The organism is Cellulophaga sp. L1A9, from assembly GCF_009797025.1.
Taxonomy (GTDB): Bacteria; Bacteroidota; Bacteroidia; order Flavobacteriales; family Flavobacteriaceae; genus Cellulophaga.
Map to the genome: position 1 here is coordinate 3,963,433 of NZ_CP047027.1, position 21,173 is coordinate 3,984,605.

The 21,173-nt window shown below is 34.2% G+C and carries 22 protein-coding genes and 1 pseudogene; 15 read left to right on the plus strand and 8 right to left on the minus strand.

Annotated elements, in window-relative coordinates:
- The first annotated feature begins 232 nt into the window (after positions 1-232).
- Both GQR94_RS17420 and GQR94_RS17425 read left to right on the plus strand, forming a co-directional pair.
- Positions 233-1,267: a YHYH protein gene (locus tag GQR94_RS17420; RefSeq protein WP_199271488.1), complete on the plus strand. Its 1,035-nt coding sequence runs from the start codon at positions 233-235 to the stop codon at positions 1,265-1,267.
- A gap of 6 nt (positions 1,268-1,273) precedes the next feature.
- Positions 1,274-1,870 carry a hypothetical protein gene (locus GQR94_RS17425; RefSeq protein ID WP_158977533.1) on the plus strand — a complete coding sequence of 199 codons (597 nt, stop codon included), beginning with the start codon at positions 1,274-1,276 and terminating at the stop codon, positions 1,868-1,870.
- A 193-nt stretch (positions 1,871-2,063) separates the two neighbouring features.
- Here GQR94_RS17425 and GQR94_RS17430 read toward each other — a convergent pair whose 3' ends face one another.
- From GQR94_RS17430 to panB, 3 genes are all read right to left on the minus strand, one after another.
- A complete protein-coding gene (locus GQR94_RS17430; RefSeq protein ID WP_158977535.1) occupies positions 2,064-2,762 on the minus strand; it encodes an RluA family pseudouridine synthase in 699 nt (232 codons plus the stop codon).
- Complete coding sequence (gene lspA / locus GQR94_RS17435; RefSeq protein WP_158977538.1) at positions 2,762-3,241, minus strand: signal peptidase II; 480 nt, start codon at positions 3,239-3,241, stop codon at positions 2,762-2,764. The genes GQR94_RS17430 and lspA overlap by 1 nt, the downstream gene beginning before the upstream one ends.
- Positions 3,242-3,400: 159 nt before the next feature.
- Positions 3,401-4,219, minus strand: coding sequence for a 3-methyl-2-oxobutanoate hydroxymethyltransferase (gene panB / locus GQR94_RS17440; RefSeq protein ID WP_158979666.1), 819 nt, complete (start codon positions 4,217-4,219; stop codon positions 3,401-3,403).
- A 193-nt stretch (positions 4,220-4,412) separates the two neighbouring features.
- Between panB and GQR94_RS17445 the strand changes: the two genes are divergently transcribed.
- Positions 4,413-4,976, plus strand: coding sequence for a hypothetical protein (locus tag GQR94_RS17445; protein WP_158977541.1), 564 nt, complete (start codon positions 4,413-4,415; stop codon positions 4,974-4,976).
- 47 nt (positions 4,977-5,023) lie between these two features.
- Here the strand turns inward: GQR94_RS17445 and GQR94_RS17450 are convergent, their stop codons facing one another.
- The 3 genes from GQR94_RS17450 to GQR94_RS17465 form a co-directional block, all read right to left on the minus strand.
- Positions 5,024-5,521 carry a GyrI-like domain-containing protein gene (locus GQR94_RS17450; RefSeq protein ID WP_158977544.1) on the minus strand — a complete coding sequence of 166 codons (498 nt, stop codon included), beginning with the start codon at positions 5,519-5,521 and terminating at the stop codon, positions 5,024-5,026.
- Between the two features lie 9 nt (positions 5,522-5,530).
- Complete coding sequence (locus GQR94_RS17455) at positions 5,531-6,316, minus strand: DUF3050 domain-containing protein (RefSeq protein ID WP_158977547.1); 786 nt, start codon at positions 6,314-6,316, stop codon at positions 5,531-5,533.
- A gap of 275 nt (positions 6,317-6,591) precedes the next feature.
- On the minus strand, positions 6,592-8,016 hold the full coding sequence (locus tag GQR94_RS17465; protein WP_158977549.1) for an L-serine ammonia-lyase: 1,425 nt from the start codon (positions 8,014-8,016) through the stop codon (positions 6,592-6,594).
- Positions 8,017-8,341: 325 nt separating this feature from the next.
- Here GQR94_RS17465 and GQR94_RS22975 point away from each other — a divergent pair.
- The 5 genes and pseudogenes from GQR94_RS22975 to GQR94_RS17485 all read left to right on the plus strand — a co-directional run.
- Positions 8,342-8,494 (plus strand): annotated as a pseudogene (locus GQR94_RS22975) (hypothetical protein); the annotation flags it as partial.
- A 403-nt stretch (positions 8,495-8,897) separates the two neighbouring features.
- Complete coding sequence (gene dnaK, locus GQR94_RS17470) at positions 8,898-10,802, plus strand: molecular chaperone DnaK (protein WP_158977552.1); 1,905 nt, start codon at positions 8,898-8,900, stop codon at positions 10,800-10,802.
- A 267-nt stretch (positions 10,803-11,069) separates the two neighbouring features.
- Positions 11,070-12,011, plus strand: a complete 942-nt coding sequence (locus GQR94_RS17475) for a hypothetical protein (RefSeq protein ID WP_158977555.1) — start codon at positions 11,070-11,072, stop codon at positions 12,009-12,011.
- Between the two features lie 74 nt (positions 12,012-12,085).
- Positions 12,086-12,880, plus strand: a complete 795-nt coding sequence (locus GQR94_RS17480; RefSeq protein WP_158977558.1) for a hypothetical protein — start codon at positions 12,086-12,088, stop codon at positions 12,878-12,880.
- A gap of 170 nt (positions 12,881-13,050) precedes the next feature.
- A complete protein-coding gene (locus tag GQR94_RS17485; protein WP_158977560.1) occupies positions 13,051-13,425 on the plus strand; it encodes a hypothetical protein in 375 nt (124 codons plus the stop codon).
- 103 nt (positions 13,426-13,528) lie between these two features.
- Here the strand turns inward: GQR94_RS17485 and GQR94_RS17490 are convergent, their stop codons facing one another.
- Together GQR94_RS17490 and GQR94_RS17495 are read right to left on the minus strand one after the other, a co-directional pair.
- Entirely contained in the window at positions 13,529-14,101 is a 573-nt protein-coding gene (locus GQR94_RS17490) for a GNAT family N-acetyltransferase (protein ID WP_158977563.1), read from the minus strand.
- Positions 14,102-14,746, minus strand: a complete 645-nt coding sequence (locus tag GQR94_RS17495) for an alpha/beta hydrolase (protein WP_158977566.1) — start codon at positions 14,744-14,746, stop codon at positions 14,102-14,104.
- Positions 14,747-14,863: 117 nt separating this feature from the next.
- Here GQR94_RS17495 and GQR94_RS17500 point away from each other — a divergent pair, with 117 nt between their 5' ends.
- The 7 genes from GQR94_RS17500 to menA all read left to right on the plus strand — a co-directional run bounded on the left by GQR94_RS17500 (position 14,864) and on the right by menA (position 21,167).
- On the plus strand, positions 14,864-15,286 hold the full coding sequence (locus GQR94_RS17500; protein ID WP_158977568.1) for a PaaI family thioesterase: 423 nt from the start codon (positions 14,864-14,866) through the stop codon (positions 15,284-15,286).
- A gap of 1 nt (position 15,287) precedes the next feature.
- On the plus strand, positions 15,288-16,394 hold the full coding sequence (locus tag GQR94_RS17505) for a chorismate-binding protein (protein WP_158977571.1): 1,107 nt from the start codon (positions 15,288-15,290) through the stop codon (positions 16,392-16,394).
- Positions 16,395-16,418: 24 nt separating this feature from the next.
- Positions 16,419-18,173, plus strand: a complete 1,755-nt coding sequence (menD, locus tag GQR94_RS17510) for a 2-succinyl-5-enolpyruvyl-6-hydroxy-3-cyclohexene-1-carboxylate synthase (protein WP_158977574.1) — start codon at positions 16,419-16,421, stop codon at positions 18,171-18,173.
- A gap of 40 nt (positions 18,174-18,213) precedes the next feature.
- Entirely contained in the window at positions 18,214-18,558 is a 345-nt protein-coding gene (locus tag GQR94_RS17515) for a DUF2853 family protein (RefSeq protein ID WP_158977577.1), read from the plus strand.
- 110 nt (positions 18,559-18,668) lie between these two features.
- On the plus strand, positions 18,669-19,499 hold the full coding sequence (locus GQR94_RS17520) for a S1 RNA-binding domain-containing protein (RefSeq protein ID WP_158977581.1): 831 nt from the start codon (positions 18,669-18,671) through the stop codon (positions 19,497-19,499).
- Between the two features lie 155 nt (positions 19,500-19,654).
- Positions 19,655-20,257 carry an SPOR domain-containing protein gene (locus GQR94_RS17525; protein ID WP_158977584.1) on the plus strand — a complete coding sequence of 201 codons (603 nt, stop codon included), beginning with the start codon at positions 19,655-19,657 and terminating at the stop codon, positions 20,255-20,257.
- A 1-nt stretch (position 20,258) separates the two neighbouring features.
- Positions 20,259-21,167 (plus strand): 1,4-dihydroxy-2-naphthoate octaprenyltransferase, encoded by a 909-nt coding sequence (gene menA, locus GQR94_RS17530; RefSeq protein ID WP_158977587.1) that lies wholly within the window; start codon positions 20,259-20,261, stop codon positions 21,165-21,167.
- Positions 21,168-21,173: the final 6 nt, after the last annotated feature.

Below are 21,173 nucleotides of genomic sequence, written 5' to 3' on the forward strand. Positions count from 1 at the left end.
ACATTTTTTAATTACATTAGATTTAATCCTTTAGCTCCAGTCTTATATTTAGTTTATCATATTTCATTAAAGGATTTGTATTTTCTAAGATAGTTCTTCTCTTAAAAGACGATTCACTGAAAAGATGTAGGGTTTCACTGATTGGTCAACTTAATAAGCGAATAGCAATTTAAGTCTGTCTATTTTTATAAAGGTAAACTTTGAGTGCTCACCTAAAAAATACAAGTTGATTATGTTAAAAAAAATGTTTGTAATTCCGATAGTATGCGCAAGTTTTATTTTTTCATGTAGTACAGATAATTCTTCAGATTCAACGACCGATGCTATTACTGATGATGATTCTGATACTAGTGATACAACGGAATATATTATTCAAGAATCATTATTAAATTCGGCTTCATTAATATCTTTTGATATAGTTTCTTCACAACTAGAAGATGGTACTACGGCCGATTGTTATCAATTGGTTTTTTCAAGTAACCCTGATAATGTTGAAAAAGGACCTTTTTGCCCAGAAACAGATGAAGATATAGCCGGAATGAGCTTTTATGATGGAGAAACTAATCCTGGATTGCGAGTATGGGAAAAGGCACTATTAGACGATATAGAAAATGACGGTTATGATATTGTAGATGATGATGGTACAGTACATGTTGATGATTTTAGTGGATCGACTAGTAATGACCCGGACACCTATTCTTATTGTTTAGATGGTCAAGATGATGATAGCTTAGAGATTACTTTTTTAATTCCTGTGACTCCCGTATTAGCAGATGAAGTAAATGAAATTGAAGAAATAGAATTAGTAGGTCTTTCTGTTGATGGTATTCCTATTAATGGTAACCCACCATCTGCCATTAACGGTCCTGCAATGTTCAATAATGGAAGTACAGCAACGGTTACTGTGGTAAATATTCCATCACTCGATCCCTGTGGCGGTCATAATGACCCATCTGGTTACTACCACTGGCATATGATTCCTGAGGTGGTAAATCAAGTCTTAGAAGCTAATAGTATTGATCAGATTGCGTGTACAAATATTACGCAAACAACAGATAAAGTACTTTCTGGTTTTGCTAAAGATGGGTATCCTATTTATGCTTATGCCACAGAACCAGACGGATTAGATGAATGTGGTGGAATAGAAGCAGTTACAGATGAATACCCTGACGGAATCTATCATTATGTAGCAAGTACCACTTCAGCCCCAAATGTGCCTAAATGTTTAGTAGGTGTAGCCGCCAGAAATGCTTATGTAGTTAATTAATATCTTATGCAAAAAATACTGTTAGGGTTGCTGCTTTTAATCAGCCCTCTTTTTCTCTTAGCGCATAACCCTTTATCGGCAATGTACCGCCTAGAAACTAAAAACGATGGTGGTGTATTACATGTTTTTTTAACTCAAGCAGCAGTAAATAAAGCTTTAGTAGCTATTCATGGAACCGATGTTATGAACACTGTCTCAGAGAAAGAATTTAAAGAACTAATTGTAAGTTATATAAAAGAAAATTTTAAGCTTGCTATAAATAATGTTGATATTCAGTTAAAAAAAGGAGGCATAAGATATGGCAGTCACGAAACAGATTTAACTTTTATCACTTCTGAAATACCTACGGTAATTAACAATGTTGCACTAGAAATAACGTCATTTAAAAATAATGAATACCATCAGACTATTTTTTACCTCAGAAAAAATGATGGCACCAATGAAAAGATTATTTTAAATAGTAAAAATAATTTTAAAACTAAAATTGATTTCGAAAAAAAAGAAGACTATTCTTATTTTGTAATAAGTTCAATAATTGCAGTAGCAGCTATAGGATTAGTAATGATTGGCTTTAAATTTAGGAAGAAGAAACTGTCTCACTAATCAAGGTTTTTAAACACAAATAAAGCTAAGGCAGCTGTGTAAAAGTTAACTTTAGTGAATTAATAGTCTTACGTTTTTTTGTCCTGTAAATACGATCTGTTTAGTCATAGTGATCTAAAGACAAAAAAGGATATAGGTAATAGCTAAAACAATTGTTTGAAGTGATGATGTGGACTAGTATGTTCTCAAAAAATTACAAACAAGCATTCCAAATAGCCTCATTAGGTGGTTCCGCAAGTATCGTTATAGGTTCTTTCTTAACAGGATGAATAAATGATAGCTTTCGCGCATGTAAGTGAATGCTCCCGTCCTTATTACTGCGGTCTGCACCATACTTTAAATCGCCCTTAATTACACAGCCAACAGCGGTTAATTGTGCCCGAATTTGATGATGTCTTCCCGTATGCAAGTCAATTTCTAAAAGAAAATAGTTGTCAAGCTTCTTCGCTACGGTATAACTTAGTATGGCCTTTTTGCTTTCAGGAACTTCTTTGGTATTTGCGTATGATTTGTTCTGTTTGGTATTGCGTTTTAACCAATGGGTAAGTACGTCGTTTTGCTTAGGCGGCTGATTCTTTACCACAGCCCAATACGTTTTTTTTGCGTCTTTTTCTGCAAACAATTTATTTAATCTAGGCAGTGCTTTTGATGTTTTAGCAAAAACAACAATACCTGAAGTGGGTCTGTCTAGACGATGAGCAACACCTAAATACACATTACCTGGTTTATTATATTTTATTTTGATGTACTCCTTTACAACATCGCTCAAAGGGGCATCACCAGTTTTATCGCCTTGAACAATATCGCCTGGGCGTTTGTTTATGGCGATTAAATGATTGTCCTCATAGAGGACTAGAAGGTTTTTGGCTGTTGAAAGTATTTTGTTATCCACTAAAATTCAAGGTTTTTATGACGTATGCTTAAAATAAATATAAGAATAACTCCTATAGTGACCGATACATCGGCCATATTAAATATTCCAGTTTTAAAGATGCCTAATTTTAAGATGAAAAAATCGGTGACACTACCAAAAGCAATCCGATCCATTAAATTACCAATTCCACCACCAATTACAAAAGAAAAAGCAAGGATCAACCACTTGTTTAAATGTGTTTTTCTTAAAATATTTATTAGTATAATTCCTAACACAAGGACAGGTAAAACTTGAAGTAAAATAATTTTTAAAATAGGAGGGAAGCTTTGACCAAAACCTAGCATGGCTCCAGTATTTTCTACGTTCGTAAGAATAAAATTATCTTGAATTAAACGAATATATTCATTCTGGTCTACAGAATTACGCACCATTTTTTTACTGATTTGATCGCAACCAATATTTAAAAGAACGAGAATAAGAATGGCTATTTTTTTCAAAAAATAAAATGGATTAGGAGCTATTAAAAGTATAAGTTGTTTCGGTTTTTTGATGCCTTAAATTTAAATGTGGCGTTCAATTTTTGGGTAGCGATGCTATGAAAAGATTGAATTCATTTCTTTTTCAAAATAAAAGACTCAAATAGCTAATACACTAAATTAATATTGTTCATCATCACTAGGGAAATCTCTACTTTTTACATCAGAGACGTAATCTGAAATAGCTTTTCCCATTTCTTCATATAAGTTCATGTACCTACGTAAAAATCTAGGGTTAAATTCTTGGGTAAGTCCAACAAGATCATGAACTACTAAAACTTGACCGTCAACACCGTTACCAGCACCAATACCTATAACAGGAATAGTTACAAGCTCAGCAACCTCTTTAGCCAACGTAGCTGGAATTTTCTCTAGAACTATAGCAAAACATCCTGCCTTTTCAAGCATTAAAGCATCTTCTTTTAATTTTTTAGCTTCTTCCTCTTCTTTAGCACGTACCGTATAGGTGCCAAATTTATATATAGATTGTGGCGTTAACCCTAAATGCCCCATTACAGGGATCCCTGCATTTAGTATTCTTTTTACAGATTCTTTAATTTCTAAACCACCCTCAAGTTTTACGGCATGGCCACCGCTTTCTTTCATGATTCTAATAGCAGAACGCAAGGCTTCTTTAGGATCGCTCTGGTAGCTCCCAAATGGTAAATCTACTACAACCAAAGCTCTGTTTACAGCTCTAATCACAGATGATGCATGATAGATCATTTGATCTAAGGTAATTGGCAAGGTTGTTTCGTGACCCGCCATCACATTACTTGCTGAGTCTCCAACAAGGATAACATCAACATTTGCAGCATCAACAATTTTGGCCATAGAATAATCATAGGCTGTTAACATTGAAATTTTTTCACCGTTCTTTTTCATCTCTACAAGAGATTTCACAGTCACTCTTTTGTATTCTTTTTTTGCAACAGACATTAGTTCTTTTATTTGGTGGGTTAAAAGTAAGGAAATTGATTCGTTTATAGGAGCTTGTTGTATTTCTGTTTCAAATTTTTCTTTAAAAAATAAACCAACTTCTAAGTGTTGCGCAAAATTGATGTAGATTAAAATCGGCACAATTATTGGTGATCCTATTCAAATTAGTATAACCACCACAAATTATAGAAAAATGAAAAAGTTTTTAGCGTGTACAATTTTATTCGTGTGTAGTTTACATGGGTTTTCTCAGGCAGCAAGTGTGGAAGCATCTACCTATGGGATACAAACAGGTTTTTTAGGGGTTTGGGTGCATAATGAATCAAAATTATCGAACACAATTGCTTTAAGATCAGAAGTAGGATTTGATTCAGGAATCTGGGGAGGCGATTATTATGATCGTACAGGTTTTTTAGTAACGCCTGTACTTACTTTAGAGCCTAGGCTCTATTATAATTTAAATAAGAGAGTAGGGAAATCACGAAGGATAGATGGAAATAGTGGAAATTTTATAAGTCTTAAAACATCATATCACCCGGATTGGTTTGTTATTTCTAATTATGATAATATTCGTATAATCAGTGATATTTCGATTGTTCCCACTTGGGGGATTCGAAGAAATATTGGAAATCATTTCACCTATGAAGTTGGTGTAGGTATTGGGTACCAATATACCTTTGCAAAACAAGCCGGGTATCTTGAGGATGAAAGCGATGCTGCGGTAAATTTACAGATACGTATGGGGTATAGGTTTTAACAATATAACGTCTCTTGATCAAAGAGACTTCATATATAGTTGTTAGATTAAAGGTAGCTTTTTAACCGAATCGGAATCCAAATTTCTTCTTCGGATTCGGAGTTAGGGTCGGTATTGCTGTATTTTGCTCCAAGTAACTCAAAATGTTCTCGATCATCAATTTCATATTCCGAATTTGGAAGCCATTCTAAAAAAATAGCATCGAAAGTTTTTCTGAATTCCATGGCAGTGCCTACATGTTTAAAAACAGCATACAATCCGCCTTTGAGTGTATAGGTTTCCAATGAATTAGGAACCAGATCAAAATGGGTGACTTCTATAGCGGCCCATTTTAGATATAGCGCATTAGGGTCAAAATCCTGATAGTTAAAAACCTTAGGGTATTTTTGCAAACTAAATAAGTCTGAACCTTTAGTGTTTAAAATCAATTTCTTATGTGGCATGAAACTCCCCCAAAGTGCAGCAGTGCTATCATTGTTAAATGACATAGTTCGTTGTTTTCCTACCAATTTTTTATCTAGAAGGGTTTCAATGCGATATTCCATTTTAGACTCTTAATTTACGGATACTTCTTTTTGTTTCAGAATTAATTGATTAATGCCATCCCAAAGTTCAATGCGTTTCTGTAGCGCTTCTTTAGCAACTACTAATGTTTCATCCCATTTGGTAGTAGTATCACCGCACAATTCTGAAATCATTTTTAAGGAAAGCGGACCGTGTTCGTCGCCATCTAATTCTATATGGCGCTCTAAGTAGTATCTTAATTTATTATACTCGGTATTTTCTTTATCAGCTTGTTTTAAGATCTCGAAGAACATATCTGGAATTACATCTTCTCGGCCAAAAGTAAAGGCAGAAGCAACGACATGTGTTTTTTTAGTGTTGATACAATCAAAAGAAAAGGAAACAAAATCTGAAACGGATGAGTCAATGCGTAGTAGGGCTAATGCTTCTTCAATAGGAGTACCGGCTTCGATAGTTTTTATAAAGGACTTGATGGTGGTTGTACTTGCGCCAATTTGATTCATGGCCTCTAAGTACATTTCAAAATGGCTTTTAGGTTCTCCTACTTCGTTGATGTCACTTTCTTCGCCATGTACAATCTCGTTGATAAAGCGCGCTAAAGTGGCGTTTTTTCTGGGAATCCATGGTGTAGTGGTCGTAGTTAAATCAATTTGTAATGCTTTTAATAGTGACATAAAGTCCCAAACAGCAAAAACATGATTTTCCATAAAGATCTTAACATCATTTAAGTTTTTAAGATTCTTGTAAAGCGCATGAGATTTTAGCTGTTCTCTTAAACCTGAAAGTTCACGTTCAATATATTCCAATCTATCCATTCTTCAGCATTTTTAATGCGAAGTAACAAGAAAATGTTTTAAAATTATTTAAAATAAAATTAAAAATTTTATGCAAGTATTTATTTTTTCCATGAAAGTTAATCACAAAAAAAATCTCTGAAGAATTATTCTCTCAGAGATTTTATGGTGCTATTACTTTTTCTTAGCTCTTTTTTCTTCTTTTTTTTCTTTAGCCGTTTTTAGGGGCTCCTTTTTTACATTCTTCTTCGCATCTTTACTTTTTGCCATGTTTCTTTTTTTTAATATTAATTAATTTAACAATCACTCAAGAAAACACCTACGGCTAAACCACCTTCAGAGGTTTCTTTGTACTTAGAGCTCATATCTTTTGCAGTTTCCCACATGGTTTGCACTACTTTATCTAAAGGAACTTTAGCGTCTTTAGGGTCAGAGCCTAGAGCTAATTCCGCAGCATTAATCGCTTTAATGGCTCCCATAGAATTCCGCTCAATGCAAGGTATTTGAACCAAACCACCAATGGGGTCACAAGTTAAGCCTAAATGATGTTCCATTGCAATTTCTGCAGCCATTAATACTTGTTCGGGAGTACCACCCAATAATTCCGTTAAGGCCCCTGCAGCCATTGCAGACGATACACCAATTTCTGCTTGACAGCCACCCATGGCCGCAGAAATAGTTGCTCCTTTTTTAAAGATACTTCCAATTTCACCGGATACCAATAAGAATTTTTTAATTTCTTCAAAACCTGCTTTATGGTCTTCAATGACCAAATAGTACATAAGTACTGACGGAATAACCCCGGCACTACCATTTGTAGGTGCGGTAACTACACGTCCTAAAGAAGCGTTTACTTCGTTAACGGCTAAAGCAAAACAGCTTACCCATTGTAATATTTGTCTGAATTTAACTTCAGTTTTTCGTATCGCAGAAAGCCATTCCTGTGGTGTGGTATAGGGTTCGCTATCTTTTAATTTTTTGTGAATATCAAAAGCACGTCTTCGTACATTTAGGCCGCCAGGTAAAGAGCCTTCGGTATGGCATCCAATATACATACATTCTAGCATCGTATCCCAAATGCGATGTAATTCGTGATCTATTTCCGCATCGGTACGCAAAGAGCGTTCGTTTTCTAAAACAATTTCTGAAATAGTTTTATTTTCTTTTGAACAGAAGTCCAATAATTCTACTCCATTTCTCACTGGGAAAGGAAAAGCTTTAAATATTTCAATATTTTTCTTGGCTCTTTTTCGCTCCTCTTTTACTACAAATCCGCCTCCGATAGAATAATAAGTATTCTCAATTTTTTCACCCGTGTATAAAGTGGCTTCAAACCTCATTCCATTGGCGTGAAATGGGAGGAACTCTTTTTTGAAAATGATATTTTTTTCAGGATTAAAAGGAAGGTTGCGTTTTCCTCCAAATTCAATTCTTTGTTCTTCTTTGATGCGTTGTACAATACTAGAGATCTGTTCAATAGGAATATATTCAGGATCTTGCCCAGATAGGCCTAACATTACAGCATAATCGGTAGCGTGGCCTTTACCTGTAAGAGATAAAGAACCGTAAATAAATACGTTTATTTCTGCAACATCTAAAAATTTTTCATCGGTTTGTAATTCTTCAATCCATTTTTCAGCAGCACGCCAAGGTCCTAGGGTGTGTGAACTTGATGGTCCTACCCCAATTTTAAGCATATCAAAAGTACTGATTGACTCCATAAATATTTTGTTATAAATACAACTTTCAGAGGTAAATGTACTGACTAATTTCACAATCTCTAAATTTATTTATTTAAGGATCATATCCATTAATTAGGGGTATATCCATATTCTTGCTTTATGGAACTATTTTTTCACAGAAAAATTAAAAAAGCAGAAAAGTGACATGCACCTGAAGTATCGAAGCAAATAGTCCCGCTGCGCATTATTTAGAACCAGCTTTAAATTGAAATCAAGAGCTTATTGGTAATAGGGATGCAACTTTTTACGTGCGCAGCGTTCTTGCACAAGTGCATTACAGGTTTTTGTTACCACTAATTATCATCGAAATAAAGACAGGCAATACTTCAATAGTGTTGCGGTTAGACCAAATGTTCCTACGAACGATACCTTGGTATTACTGCAAGAAGCTAAAAAGGCATTACAGCTTATATATAGGATAGGCTTTCGGGATAAAAAGGAGATGTACATCTTTTAGGACGTATCCTAGAACATTAGGTTCAAGGCAATTTGTTTGAAATTCCGTCCGCATCAAAAAGTAAACTAATGAGAGAAGTAGATTGTTTAAATCTCAAAATTGGACAATCAAGGGTGTCATCGGCTTTGGTGGGAACTTGGAGTAAAGCATGGAAATGGATAAAAAGGAGCGAAGTCTTAGGGATGCGGCACAATGAAATGAAATGTTGTCTGTAAAAGGCTGAAATTGTTGCAGCAACAAAATCACATTATAGGTTTAATTATGTCAGCTATGGTAAATTAAGCCCTCGTTTAATGATCATTTGATTATAAAAATGACAACCTGTCAGTTTTGTTCTCTTGGCATATTGTTTGCCAAATAGTAAGAGAATATAAAAAGCACTAATAATTAAATATAATAAGAGATGAGTAAAATTATAGGAATTGATTTAGGAACTACAAACTCTTGCGTTTCTGTAATGGAAGGTAATGAAGCTGTAGTTATTCCTAACGCAGAAGGAAAAAGAACTACACCGTCAGTTATCGCATTTGTAGAAGGTGGAGAGATTAAAGTAGGAGATCCTGCAAAAAGACAAGCAGTTACAAACCCAACTAAAACGATTTATTCTATTAAGCGTTTTATGGGGAACAAGTTCTCTGAATCTAGCGCAGAAGCTAAAAGAGTACCTTATAAGGTAGTAAAAGGAGATAATGATACTCCAAGAGTAGATATTGATGGTCGTTTATATACGCCACAAGAATTATCTGCAATGATTCTTCAGAAAATGAAGAAAACTGCAGAAGACTATTTAGGTCAAACGGTAACAAGAGCGGTAATTACTGTTCCTGCTTACTTTAATGATGCTCAAAGACAAGCAACAAAAGAAGCTGGTGAAATTGCTGGTTTAACTGTAGAACGTATTATCAACGAACCAACTGCTGCATCTTTAGCATATGGTATGGATAAGAAAGATACAGATCAAAAAATTGTTGTTTTTGATTTTGGTGGTGGTACGCATGATGTTTCTATCCTTGAATTAGGAGATGGCGTTTTTGAAGTATTGGCTACAGATGGTGATACACACTTAGGTGGTGATGATGTTGATCAAAAAATTATTGATTGGTTAGCTGATGAATTCAAAAGTGAAGAAAATATAGATTTACGTGATGATGCAATGGCTTTACAACGTTTACGTGAGGCTGCTGAAAAAGCGAAAATTGAATTATCTTCTTCTGCTTCAACAGAAATTAACTTACCATATGTAACGGCTACTGCTAGTGGACCTAAGCATTTAGTTCGTACATTGACTTTGGCTAAATTTAATCAATTGATTGACGATTTAGTAAAAAGAACTATCGAGCCTTGTGCTACAGCATTGAAAAGTGCAGGATTATCTAAAAGTGATATCGATGAAATTATCTTAGTAGGTGGTTCTACAAGAATCCCTGCGGTTGTTGAAGCTGTTGAGAAATTCTTCGGTAAAAAACCATCAAAAGGAGTTAACCCTGATGAAGTTGTAGCGGTAGGTGCTGCAATCCAAGGTGGTGTGTTAACTGGTGATGTTAAAGATGTATTGTTATTAGATGTTACTCCATTATCATTAGGTATTGAAACTATGGGTGGTGTAATGACTAAGCTGATAGAATCGAATACAACGATTCCTACTAAGAAATCTCAAGTATTCTCTACAGCAGCAGACAATCAACCATCAGTAGAAATTCACGTTTTACAAGGTGAAAGACCTATGGCGGCAGATAACAAAAACATCGGACGTTTCCATTTAGATGGTATTCCACCAGCACAAAGAGGAACACCTCAAATTGAAGTAACTTTTGATATTGATGCGAACGGTATTATTAAAGTATCAGCAACAGATAAAGCGACTAACAAAACTCAGGATATTAGAATTGAAGCTTCTTCAGGTTTAACAGAAGAAGAAATCAAGAAAATGAAAGCAGAAGCGGAAGCTAATGCGGAGTCTGATAAAAAAGCGAAAGAAACTGCTGATAAATTAAACGAAGCTGATGGAATGATCTTCCAAACAGAAAAGCAGTTAACTGAATTTGGTGATAAATTATCTGATGATAAGAAAAAACCAGTTGAAGATGCTTTAGCGGAATTAAAAGCAGCATACGAGTCTAAAGACATCGCTGTAATTACTCCTGCTTTAGATAAGATTAACGAAGCTTGGAAAGTTGCCTCTGAAGAAATGTACAAAGCGCAAGCTGAAGGACAAGAAGGAGCTGCTCCAGGACCAGATGCTGCTGCAGGTGCAGAATCAGCTGAAGGTGATAACGTAGAAGACGTAGACTTCGAAGAAGTTAAGTAAGCAGTGAGCCATTTTCGTTGCAAACGAAAAAGTGTAAATAGCTTATCCCGATGCAAGTCGGGAGCTTTTTAAGAAACATTATAAGAAGAAAACTCCAACTGTACTAGTTGGAGTTTTTTTTCGTTGTAATTTCTAGCAACCGGGTTTAAAATTAAAGAGCACCCCTCTTCTGTTATTTATTGTCATTACAGTTCATAATTTAAGAATTATCACAATAAATTAATATTCTCTAAATGCTTTTCATAGAATAACTACTAAATTTGTATTATGATAAAAAACTACCCTTTAAAAATGTTGAGAACTTTTCTGGTGCCAACTTTTATGTTTGTTGCTTTGACTGCAAGCGCACAAAAGGCAAAAATTTTTACGATTGCTGATTTTGATTTGTCAGGAAAAGTGAAGACCTGTTTGGTTATTACGGATTATGGAAAGGAAGAATTCAACTTTAACGAAAAGGGAGTACTTACAAAACTTACTACACGATATAATGACGCCGATTATGATATTACCTACTACCGATTCGTAGATGGGGAAATAAGTGAAAAGCGTGTAGAAAACTATCGTGATGGTGCTTTTGATAAAAGCACGTCCATTGCTAATATTTATAGTAGCGATACTATTCCTTCGGGTAAAAAAATCACCGAAAAAATAATTTCGTATACCAAAGAGTTTTTAGATCAATATGAGTATTTCTACGATGCAGAAGATAAGCTGGTAGAAATTAAGCGGAACAATGATAACGGTATTGAGAGTACAATGGTGGCTTATTCTACAGATAAAGGAGAAGCAACAACTACCTATACAATAAATAATGAAGTACAAAAAACAGTGCGAGTATCAGAGCGTAAGACAAAAACGAAAGGTGTACAGCGTATTGAGTTAACAAAAGAATTTTTAGAAGGCAAGCCTTCAAAAGCTCTGGAGCAAATTTTTAATCAGAATGATAAATTAATTTCTGAGAACTTTTTTGATTTCGATACGAGTACAAATGCTTTCTTCTCAAAAGAATTAAAAACCTATAGCTATAATGCGCTAGGTATGCTTACCGAAGTAAAAACGCAGCATGGTAAATTAGTAGGTGTAAAAGAATATATTTATCAGTATGATCATGGTGAAAAGGGCAATTGGGTCAAACAAATCATAACCCCAGACAATACATTTATCAGCCGTAAAATTAAATACTACGAGGTTGCTGCAACTGAAGAGTAATTTTTTTTAATATTTTTTTCTTATCATTAATAAATTATACGAAAACTAATATAATAAGTATCTTATTTAACGCGATGAAACGATTACGGAATACTGGAATTTACTACCTGATCTTCGGTATTTTATTGGCTGTCAGTTATGTTTTTAGCAATTTATGGCCAATTAGTATTTTAGGCGTATTGCTTTTGTTAATTTTTTTAGTGTTAAAATATTTCTTTAAAGAAGCATCCTTCATTTTTTCTTGGAATAAGAGAGCACTACAATTATTAGATGTTTTACTCATAGCGCTACCCTTCATATATGTGGCATTAATTTCTTGGTATGTTTGGAGGCCTTATAGGCAAACTATTATTTTACCTAATACTTACCAAGGTATTGTTGCTGTAAAATACAATGAAGCTAATGGTCAAGATGAAATCTGGACCAGTTCATTTTTTGGTTTATGTGGTTCTAGATTGATAAAAGTTGATACTTCTGGTATTGCAAGAACTTCTTCTACCTTTCATAACAATTCAGTTCCGCTTCTTGGATTTAGGCAGATGAATCATAATCGAGGGGGATTAAAAATTTATTATGAAAATAATGTTGACGATGAAATAGTAGAAGGATTTGATGGTACTTGGTCTGTTGATGATAACGAGGAGGAAAATAAAATACAAATCTATCTTACAGGGTATAACTATTATCCTTTGATGATTTTTGTAGTAGTACAGCCCGAAGATTATTTCGATTATTTTATGACGGAGAAAGAAATAGAAATTTGGATAGGAGAGCAAAAAAAGGAGCATCCTAATTCTTATATTGAACAGCCAACCCATAAATTAAATGCAAAAAGCATTGAGTTTTTAAGAGATAATAAAATTTTATAAAAAGCTATGCCTCCATGAACTATCAAATTTCAGTGTTTCATTCCAAACTCATTAGGTAAACCTATTTTCGATTATTTCAAAAATCAAAAGCATTTTAATAAAATTAATTTTAACAGGAACCAAGCCTAGTTCTTCCATTACTTTGTGATAAATAGGTGTTAATTATTTTTATGGCAATCAAAAAACTAGAAGGGATATACCAAATTATAGGTTTTAATCAAGACAGAGACCAATCTGGTTATACCGGTTATTTACGATTAATTGTAACGAGTGAAAATCGTGTAGATGCTATTTGGACGATAGGAGGTGAGCAAACACAAACGGGAAAAGGATTCTTTAAGGATGACGTTTTAGTCATTAACTTTTCCTATCGTGGAGAATTAAAAAACAGACCTAAAACCTTTAAGGGGGTTGTGGTGTACAAGATTATAAATGAAAATGTCTTAGACGGATTCTGGTCAGAGAAATTTGGTGATGATGACTATTTAGGTTTTGAAGAAGGAAGAAAGCTATCTGTTGATGAAGTCTCAAAACTAAAATTATAAGGGTTCCAATAAGGTTTGCTAGATTACTCGAACTGATAGTATACTTTAATTGCAACTTGATTCTTGTTCTTGATTCCTAGATTTTATTATTTAACTTTTGTTTTTAAAGCGAGTTTTTCAAATTATTATCAATCCATTCCTCCTTTAGGAGTCCGTAACAGCACGTGTTGCGTTTAAATCCATCTAATAAGTATACATTTTTACGTAAGACGCCTTCTAAAATACAGCCTAATTTTTCTACCGCTTTACGGGAGGCAACGTTGCGCTCGTCTATTCTAAATTCGATCTTTTCCATATCTAGTTCTGTGAACGCATACTGGAGCATTAAGGCTTTTATTTGTGTGTTTAATCCAGTACCCTGAAATTCTCGGCCTATCCATGTAGATCCAATCTCTAGCGTTTTGTTTTTCCAATTGATGTTCATAAAACGAGTACTGCCGGCATAGCTGCTTATTCTTTTGTCGTAAACAATAAACGGAATACTAGTTTTGGCCTCCTGTTGCTTTAAAGCAATCTTCACATAGTTTTCTAACTCATCATGTTTTTCAATCGCAGATGGAGAATACTGTACTAATTTAGGCTGTTCGGCAATTGGGTAGAGGTATTCAAAATTTTCCAAGCTCAGTGGTGTGAGTTTTACAACATCGTTTTCTAGTGTAATGGCTTTGGTTTTCATTTAGACTAAATTATTAATAATTTCTTTTCTCACTTCATGTCCGCCTTCAAAAGTGGTGATTTCTGCTTTATTATTAAATAAAGTCGCTATTTTTTTGGACTCAGATTTCATACGCTCCTCATTTAAGTATTCGTCATTAGTACCAACAATAATTTTTACTTGCGTGTGTTGCTCTTCTAAAAATTTAAATTCTTCAGGAGTCATCTCATTCGGTATTCCTCCGGCATAAAGTACGAGCTGATTACATTTTACGCGATTCAAGACAGTCCACCTAGAAGCAATAGAAACCCCTTGGGAGAAGCCGAAAACAATAAGGTTGGTGTTTTCTGGCAATTGTTCCGCAGCAAAAACAGCATCTAAATAGCTAGAAACATTTTCCATTTCTAATGCCGTATTTTCTTTCGTGAGCCAACTTGCCCCTACATGCACATACTTTCCGTTTAAATAATATTTAGAAGGTGCTTGTGGAGCGATGATATAATTTTCATCTGGATTCAAGGCATTAAAATACCTGAGGAAGTACCTACTCAAATAGCCGATCCCGTGAAAAACAATCCAAACATTTTTTGTTTTTGCCGTAAGCGTATTTAGGGTTTCGTAGGTATTTCTAGTGGTATATGAAACTTGTTTTTCTGTTGTATTCATTTGAGTTTTTTCAGGAATTGCAGTTCAGTCATGAAATTTAATAAGAATATTCAAATTGTGCTTCTAATCATTGCTTTTGTTGTTCTAGGAATCGTTAATTTTACATAAAATGAGTTCATGGAAGATTATAAAGAGAAAATACTAAAGATTTGCAATGATACCTGTAAGGGTACTTTGATGGAAACTTTAGATATTACTTATGTTGATGTTGGAGAAAATTATTTGGTAGGTAAAATGCCGGTGACATCAAAAGTTTTTCAGCCTGATGGTGTTTTACATGGAGGGGCCATGGTAGCTCTTGCGGAAAGCGTAGGTAGTGCAGCATCTTATATTTTCTTAAATGCACAAGAAGTTACGGTTCGTGGATTGGAAATTTCAGCAAATCATGTAAAAAGTATTCGCGAAGGTTTCGTATATGCAAAAGCAATAGTTATTCATAAGGGGCGAACCACTCAAGTCTGGGATATTAAACTTACCGATGCGAATGACAATTTAATTTCTATTTGTAAACTTACGACCATATCATTACCTAAAAAGTAATATGTTGCACGATTTTTTTTCTAAAGCAAAAAACCATTTTAAGGCTTCAAAACCATTTGTTTTGTATCGGAAACCTTCAGAAACTACCGTTAATGGCTTGTTTCAAAACGATGATGAACTTCATTATGTAGAAGACTTCTCGAAAAGCGGTTTTGTTTTTGCTCCGTTTAATGCAGATGATAAGATTATTTTATTACAGCCAGATGAAAAACATGTGGTCGAATATACAGCTTCGGAAAGCACCAAGGAACTTGCTAGTATACCTTTGGAGGCAGATGATGATCAGAAAGAATTCCATATCAATTTAGTGCGAAAAGGTATTGAATTGATTGAAAAGGATGAATTAAAAAAAGTGGTGCTTTCTAGAAAATTGGAAGTAGTAACAAATAAGTCGGCCTTTACGTTATTTGAAGCTTTACTCGCCAATTATTCAAATGCATTTTGTTACCTCTGGTACCACCCTAGAATAGGTTTGTGGTTGGGAGCAACTCCTGAAATTTTGCTCAGAACAGAAAATAAACAACTCAAGACCATGTCTCTCGCTGGGACCAAAAAAGTAGAAGAAGGGAAAGCTCCCGTTTGGGAAAAAAAAGAATTAGAGGAACAGAAATTAGTTACGGATTATATCGCATCAGCCTTAGAATTTAGTGTAGCTAATTTAACTATTTCGGAAACGGAATCTTTAAAAGCTGGGAGTTTATGGCATTTAAGAACATCAGTTTCAGGAAGATTATCTGCCTATAATTTAAAAGAAATTATTACCGCGTTACACCCTACGCCAGCGGTGTGTGGATTACCGAAAATACAAGCGAAAGCTTTTATTTTAGCACATGAAAATTATGATAGAGAATACTACACCGGTTTTTTAGGCGAGCTTAATTTTAAAGAAGAGAATTTTCGATCTGGCAATAGGCGTAATAGAGAAAATCAGGCTTATAGAACGGTTAAAAATACCACATCGCTTTACGTAAACCTTAGATGCATGCAATTAAAAGATAAAAAGGCATTGGTATATGTAGGAGGCGGAATTACACAGGAATCGGATCCCGAAAAAGAATGGGAAGAAACGGTAGCAAAAAGTAATACAATGCTTAAAGTTGTGTTGTAATTTTGTTCCAATAAAACAATTACATTGAAATACTCTACAATACCCTCTGCACAAACGGTCGCTCATTATTGCAAAATATATGGCATAAAAGATATTGTTATCTCTCCAGGTTCGCGAAATGCGCCATTAACCATAACTTTTACAGAAGATGAATACTTCAATTGTTTCAGTGTTGTAGATGAACGTTGCGCTGCTTTTTTCGCATTGGGTATGGCGCAGCAACAACAGAAACCTGTTGCGGTGCTGTGTACTTCGGGGAGCGCGCTTTTAAATTATTATCCGGCTATTTCAGAAGCTTTCTATAGCGATATTCCACTAGTGGTAATATCAGCTGATAGACCGTCTTATAAGATAGATATTGGAGACGGACAAACTATACGTCAAGATCACGTGTTTGATCGTCACATTGGGTATTCGGCGAACTTAAAGTTAGATGTAAGTCACGCTACAGAAACGATAAAAAAACAGGGGAAAGGCTTGCTTAGTTTAAGTATGTCAGTAGAAAAGCAACAAGCGCAAATAGAAGCGTATAACGATAAAGAGTTAGGACAGGCATTTCAATTAGCCATTGAGACCATGTCTCCGGTACATATAAATGTGCCATTTGAAGAGCCTTTATACAATACCACTACGACACCTAATCACCAGCCCGCTTTAGTGTATCAGAAGCCTGTACTTGAGGCGGTAGAAGATTTGTCTGCTTTTGCAGCCACTTGGAACAACGCAAAACGTAAATTAGTTTTGGTAGGAGTAGAGTATCCTAATGCGGTAGCTCAAGAATACCTTGATGTTTTAGCGAATGATGCATCGGTTATTGTACTGACAGAAACAACATCAAACTTACATCATCCTAATTTTTTTAAGAGTATCGATAGTCTTATTGCTCCTATAGAAAAATCGGCCAATAGTGATGAGCTATTCAAAAAATTACAACCCGATCTAATTCTTACCTTCGGCGGACTCATAGTATCTAAGAAAATAAAGAGTTTCTTGCGCAAGTATAAAGCAGCACAGCATTGGCATATTGATGCGAAGAAAGCATACGACACTTTTTTTTCTATTACACATCATTTTGAAACATCAGAAAATACTTTTTTTAAGTCTTTTCTGCCGAAAGTAAAACCTATTGACAGTGACTATTATTCCTATTGGGCTGCAGTGAAAAAAAAGTATGAGGCCAAACGAAATCAATATCTAAAGGAAATTCCATTTTCAGATATGTTAGCTTTCTCAAAAGTTGCAAATTCGATTCCAGAAAACTACCAGTTACATTTAGCAAATAGTTCTACGGTGCGTTATGCACAATTATTTACCATAGCTCCAAGTATCACTGTTTTTTGCAATCGTGGTACTAGTGGTATAGATGGGTCTACGTCTACAGCTGTAGGAGCTGCAGTTTATAATCAAAAACCGACTTTGTTAATTACAGGGGATCTTAGTTTTTTATACGATAGTAATGGTTTGTGGAATAAAAATATACGTTCAGATTTTAGAATTATTGTTCTTAATAATGACGGTGGCGGAATCTTTAGGATTTTACCTGGTCAAGAAGAAACTGAGAATTTTGAAACCTTTTTTGAGACCACTCATGCAATAGATTTAGCAAAATTGTGCAGTAGTTATGATATTTCACATGAAGCGGTAGAAAATGAGAAAAACTTAGAAAAAGCCCTGATTAATTTTTATAAAAGCAGTAAAATACCTAAATTGTTAGAGATAAAAACTCCCAGATTTATTAATAATAAAATTTTGCTTAGTTATTTTGATTTTATATCTTAGGCAAACATTAATATTCTTAAATAAAAGAACACTAACAATTATGAGTAAAAGAGACGAATTAATCGTAAAGTATGCAGCGGACATTAAAGATAAATTTGGTGAAGCGCCTGACATGGATTTATTAACAAAAGTTGCTATAGGATTAGGTCCAGCAATATACAATGCAGATGCTTCTAAAGTTTCTGGAGGTGACCAAAAAGAAAAAGATACGGTTAAGAATAACTTCTTAATTAAAAAATTAGGAATGACAGAAAATGCTGATATGATGCCAGCAATTGAAAGTGTTTTAGAAAAGTATGGTTCTTCTAACCGTAACAAGCACAGAGCTGTTGTTTATTATATGCTAGCAAAACATTTTAAAAAACAAGCTGTTTATAACAAATAAACCAAGCGATACTATTAAGAGCCGTTTCATAAAAATGAAACGGCTTTTTTGTTTCTACGAATCAACGAATTTTTTTATAAAATTTATCTTATAAAACGTACTTTTGCAACATGATAGAATTAGGTAATTACAACACATTAGAAATTTTAAGAGATACCAGTGTTGGACTTTTTTTAGGTGACGAAGAAGGTAATGATGTTTTGTTGCCAAATAAATACGTTCCAGAAATTTACGAAATAGGGGATAAGCTTACTGTTTTCTGCTATTTAGATTTTGATGAACGCCCAGTAGTGACCTCTTTAACGCCTTATATATTTAGAGATACTTTTAGACTTTTAAAGGTTGTAGAAGTAAATAATATTGGTGCATTTTTAGATTGGGGTCTAGAAAAGCATCTTTTGGTTCCGTTTAGAGAACAACGCGAACGTATGCAAGAAGGACAATGGTATGTTATTTACTGTTACCTTGATGAAAAATCATTCCGATTAGTAGGGTCAAATAAAATCGATAAATTCTTAGACAATGAAGAATTAACGGTAGAAGTGAATGAAGAAGTAGATTTGGTGGTTACGAGACAGAACGACTTAGGATGGGATGTTATCATCAATGATAAACATAAAGGACTTGTTTATACCGATCAAGTTTTTAAGAAGATAGCGGTCGGTGATACGCTTAAGGGGTATATAAAGCATATTAGACCTGATCATAAAATAGATGTAAATCTAAAGCCAATTGGGTATGAAAGTATAGAACCAGCAGCCAATGTTATTTACAATAGATTGGAAAAAGAAGGTGGTTTTCTAAACTTGCACGATAAATCTTCTCCAGATGAAATTAGTGCCAAATTGCAGATGAGTAAAAAAGTTTTTAAGAAGAGTATTGGTACTTTGTATAAAGATCGTAAGATTGCTATAAAGCCAGATGGTATTTATTTGCTTTAAAATAGGGGGTTATATTATCTTATCTGCAATAACATGATTTTCAGTGAAATAATACCGTAAAATGTTTCCATTCTTTTTCAGAAATATATACATTTACAATTAAACGAACAGTTTTTATTTGAAATAGAAATAATTCCCCTAATAACAAGTTTAATATGCCATTTATTGAAGAAAGCGATTTACTTGACTTACATAAGGACATCGATAAAGCTCAAATTCTTAATGAGCGCCTTTTAGATCAGATTAAGTTTAAGAATAAAGAACTTAAAAGAAATAAAATACAAAGAAATATTCTTGCAGGGGTTACAAGTGTATTTTTATTAGGAATTTTTGCATTGTATGTATTTAATGCAGGCAGAAGAAGTAGTGCCCCTGATAGCACTAATAATAAACTGGTTGTTTATGATTTAGATAGTTTAGATGCTATTAAGTCTAGAATGGATAATTTAAAATTGAAAAATGAGGAACTTAGTAATGTGAAGGAGTTTTACCTTGCTAAAGAATTTTTAGATAAAGAAAAAATATATTCTGTTCAAATCAAATCGTTTGTAGATAATAACGTGACCTTAGCTTCAGAATCATTAACAAACACCTTGTTTGTAAAAACAAATCCGTTTTACTCGTATTCCTTAGGTAATTTTGAAACTATTGAAGAAGCAAGATCATTCCGGTATCAACTGGTGAAAATGGGCTTTGATGATGCCTTTGTGGCATCCTACCAAAATGGGAAACGCATACAAATAGAAGACCCTTACTAGATTGACAAAATTTAAAGCATGGTTAAACGCAGCAAGACTGCGTACTTTACCATTATCTATCTCTGGAATTATTGTGGGTGCCGCATTAGGCGATTTCTACGGATACCAAAACTGGACCATTTTTGTTCTGGCACTCTTTACTACAATAGGGTTTCAAGTTACTTCTAACTTCGCAAATGATTATGGTGACGGTGTAAAAGGAACAGACAACGAAGAAAGAGTAGGTCCTAAAAGAGCATTGCAAAGTGGTATTTTAACTAGAGAAGAATTAAAAAAAGGAATTATCGTTTCTATTATTATCGATTTATTTCTTTCCATCACCTTGTTAATTGTAGCTTTTGGGTTAGAAAATTACCTGTTAATTTTATTGTTTTTTGGTATGGCGCTTGCTAGTGTTTGGGCAGCCATAAAATATACAGTAGGGACTTCAGCATATGGCTATAGAGGTTTAGGAGATCTTTTTGTTTTTATCTTTTTTGGTTTGCTAGCCGTATTAGGTTCACTATTTTTATTTACTAAATTCTTAACTTTTTCATCTATATTGCCTGCAATAGCCATTGGTTTATTGAGTACAGCCGTGTTAAACTTAAATAATCTTAGAGATGCTATTTCAGATAAAAATGCGGGTAAAAATACTTTAGTTGTTAAAATGGGGTATGCCAATGGTAAGATTTATCATTATGCGCTTTTGATTTTTTCATTTTTAAGCATGATGGGTTTTATAGTCGTAAACTACACAGCTTGGTATAATCTTATTCCTCTAATCCTGTTTATTCCGATTGTTTTACATGCAAAACGTGTTTCTAAAACAACAGAACCTTATTTATTAGATCCTGAACTAAAGAAAGTGGCCTTAAATACATTTTTTCTTGCCGTTATCTTTTATTTAAGTTTTAATATTTTTTCGTAGCTTTGG

Excerpts from the sequence above, each read along its gene's own strand:
- GQR94_RS17420 (WP_199271488.1), top strand. The coding sequence starts at position 233 with ATGTTAAAAAAAATGTTTGTAATTCCGATAGTATGCGCAAGTTTTATT.
- GQR94_RS17425 (WP_158977533.1), top strand. The coding sequence starts at position 1,274 with ATGCAAAAAATACTGTTAGGGTTGCTGCTTTTAATCAGCCCTCTTTTT.
- panB (WP_158979666.1), bottom strand. The coding sequence starts at position 4,219 with ATGTCTGTTGCAAAAAAAGAATACAAAAGAGTGACTGTGAAATCTCTT.
- GQR94_RS17445 (WP_158977541.1), top strand. The coding sequence starts at position 4,413 with ATGAAAAAGTTTTTAGCGTGTACAATTTTATTCGTGTGTAGTTTACAT.
- GQR94_RS17450 (WP_158977544.1), bottom strand. The coding sequence starts at position 5,521 with ATGGAATATCGCATTGAAACCCTTCTAGATAAAAAATTGGTAGGAAAA.
- GQR94_RS17455 (WP_158977547.1), bottom strand. The coding sequence starts at position 6,316 with ATGGATAGATTGGAATATATTGAACGTGAACTTTCAGGTTTAAGAGAA.
- GQR94_RS17465 (WP_158977549.1), bottom strand. The coding sequence starts at position 8,016 with ATGGAGTCAATCAGTACTTTTGATATGCTTAAAATTGGGGTAGGACCA.
- dnaK (WP_158977552.1), top strand. The coding sequence starts at position 8,898 with ATGAGTAAAATTATAGGAATTGATTTAGGAACTACAAACTCTTGCGTT.
- GQR94_RS17475 (WP_158977555.1), top strand. The coding sequence starts at position 11,070 with ATGATAAAAAACTACCCTTTAAAAATGTTGAGAACTTTTCTGGTGCCA.
- GQR94_RS17480 (WP_158977558.1), top strand. The coding sequence starts at position 12,086 with ATGAAACGATTACGGAATACTGGAATTTACTACCTGATCTTCGGTATT.
- GQR94_RS17485 (WP_158977560.1), top strand. The coding sequence starts at position 13,051 with ATGGCAATCAAAAAACTAGAAGGGATATACCAAATTATAGGTTTTAAT.
- GQR94_RS17490 (WP_158977563.1), bottom strand. The coding sequence starts at position 14,101 with ATGAAAACCAAAGCCATTACACTAGAAAACGATGTTGTAAAACTCACA.
- GQR94_RS17495 (WP_158977566.1), bottom strand. The coding sequence starts at position 14,746 with ATGAATACAACAGAAAAACAAGTTTCATATACCACTAGAAATACCTAC.
- GQR94_RS17500 (WP_158977568.1), top strand. The coding sequence starts at position 14,864 with ATGGAAGATTATAAAGAGAAAATACTAAAGATTTGCAATGATACCTGT.
- GQR94_RS17505 (WP_158977571.1), top strand. The coding sequence starts at position 15,288 with ATGTTGCACGATTTTTTTTCTAAAGCAAAAAACCATTTTAAGGCTTCA.
- GQR94_RS17515 (WP_158977577.1), top strand. The coding sequence starts at position 18,214 with ATGAGTAAAAGAGACGAATTAATCGTAAAGTATGCAGCGGACATTAAA.
- GQR94_RS17520 (WP_158977581.1), top strand. The coding sequence starts at position 18,669 with ATGATAGAATTAGGTAATTACAACACATTAGAAATTTTAAGAGATACC.
- GQR94_RS17525 (WP_158977584.1), top strand. The coding sequence starts at position 19,655 with ATGCCATTTATTGAAGAAAGCGATTTACTTGACTTACATAAGGACATC.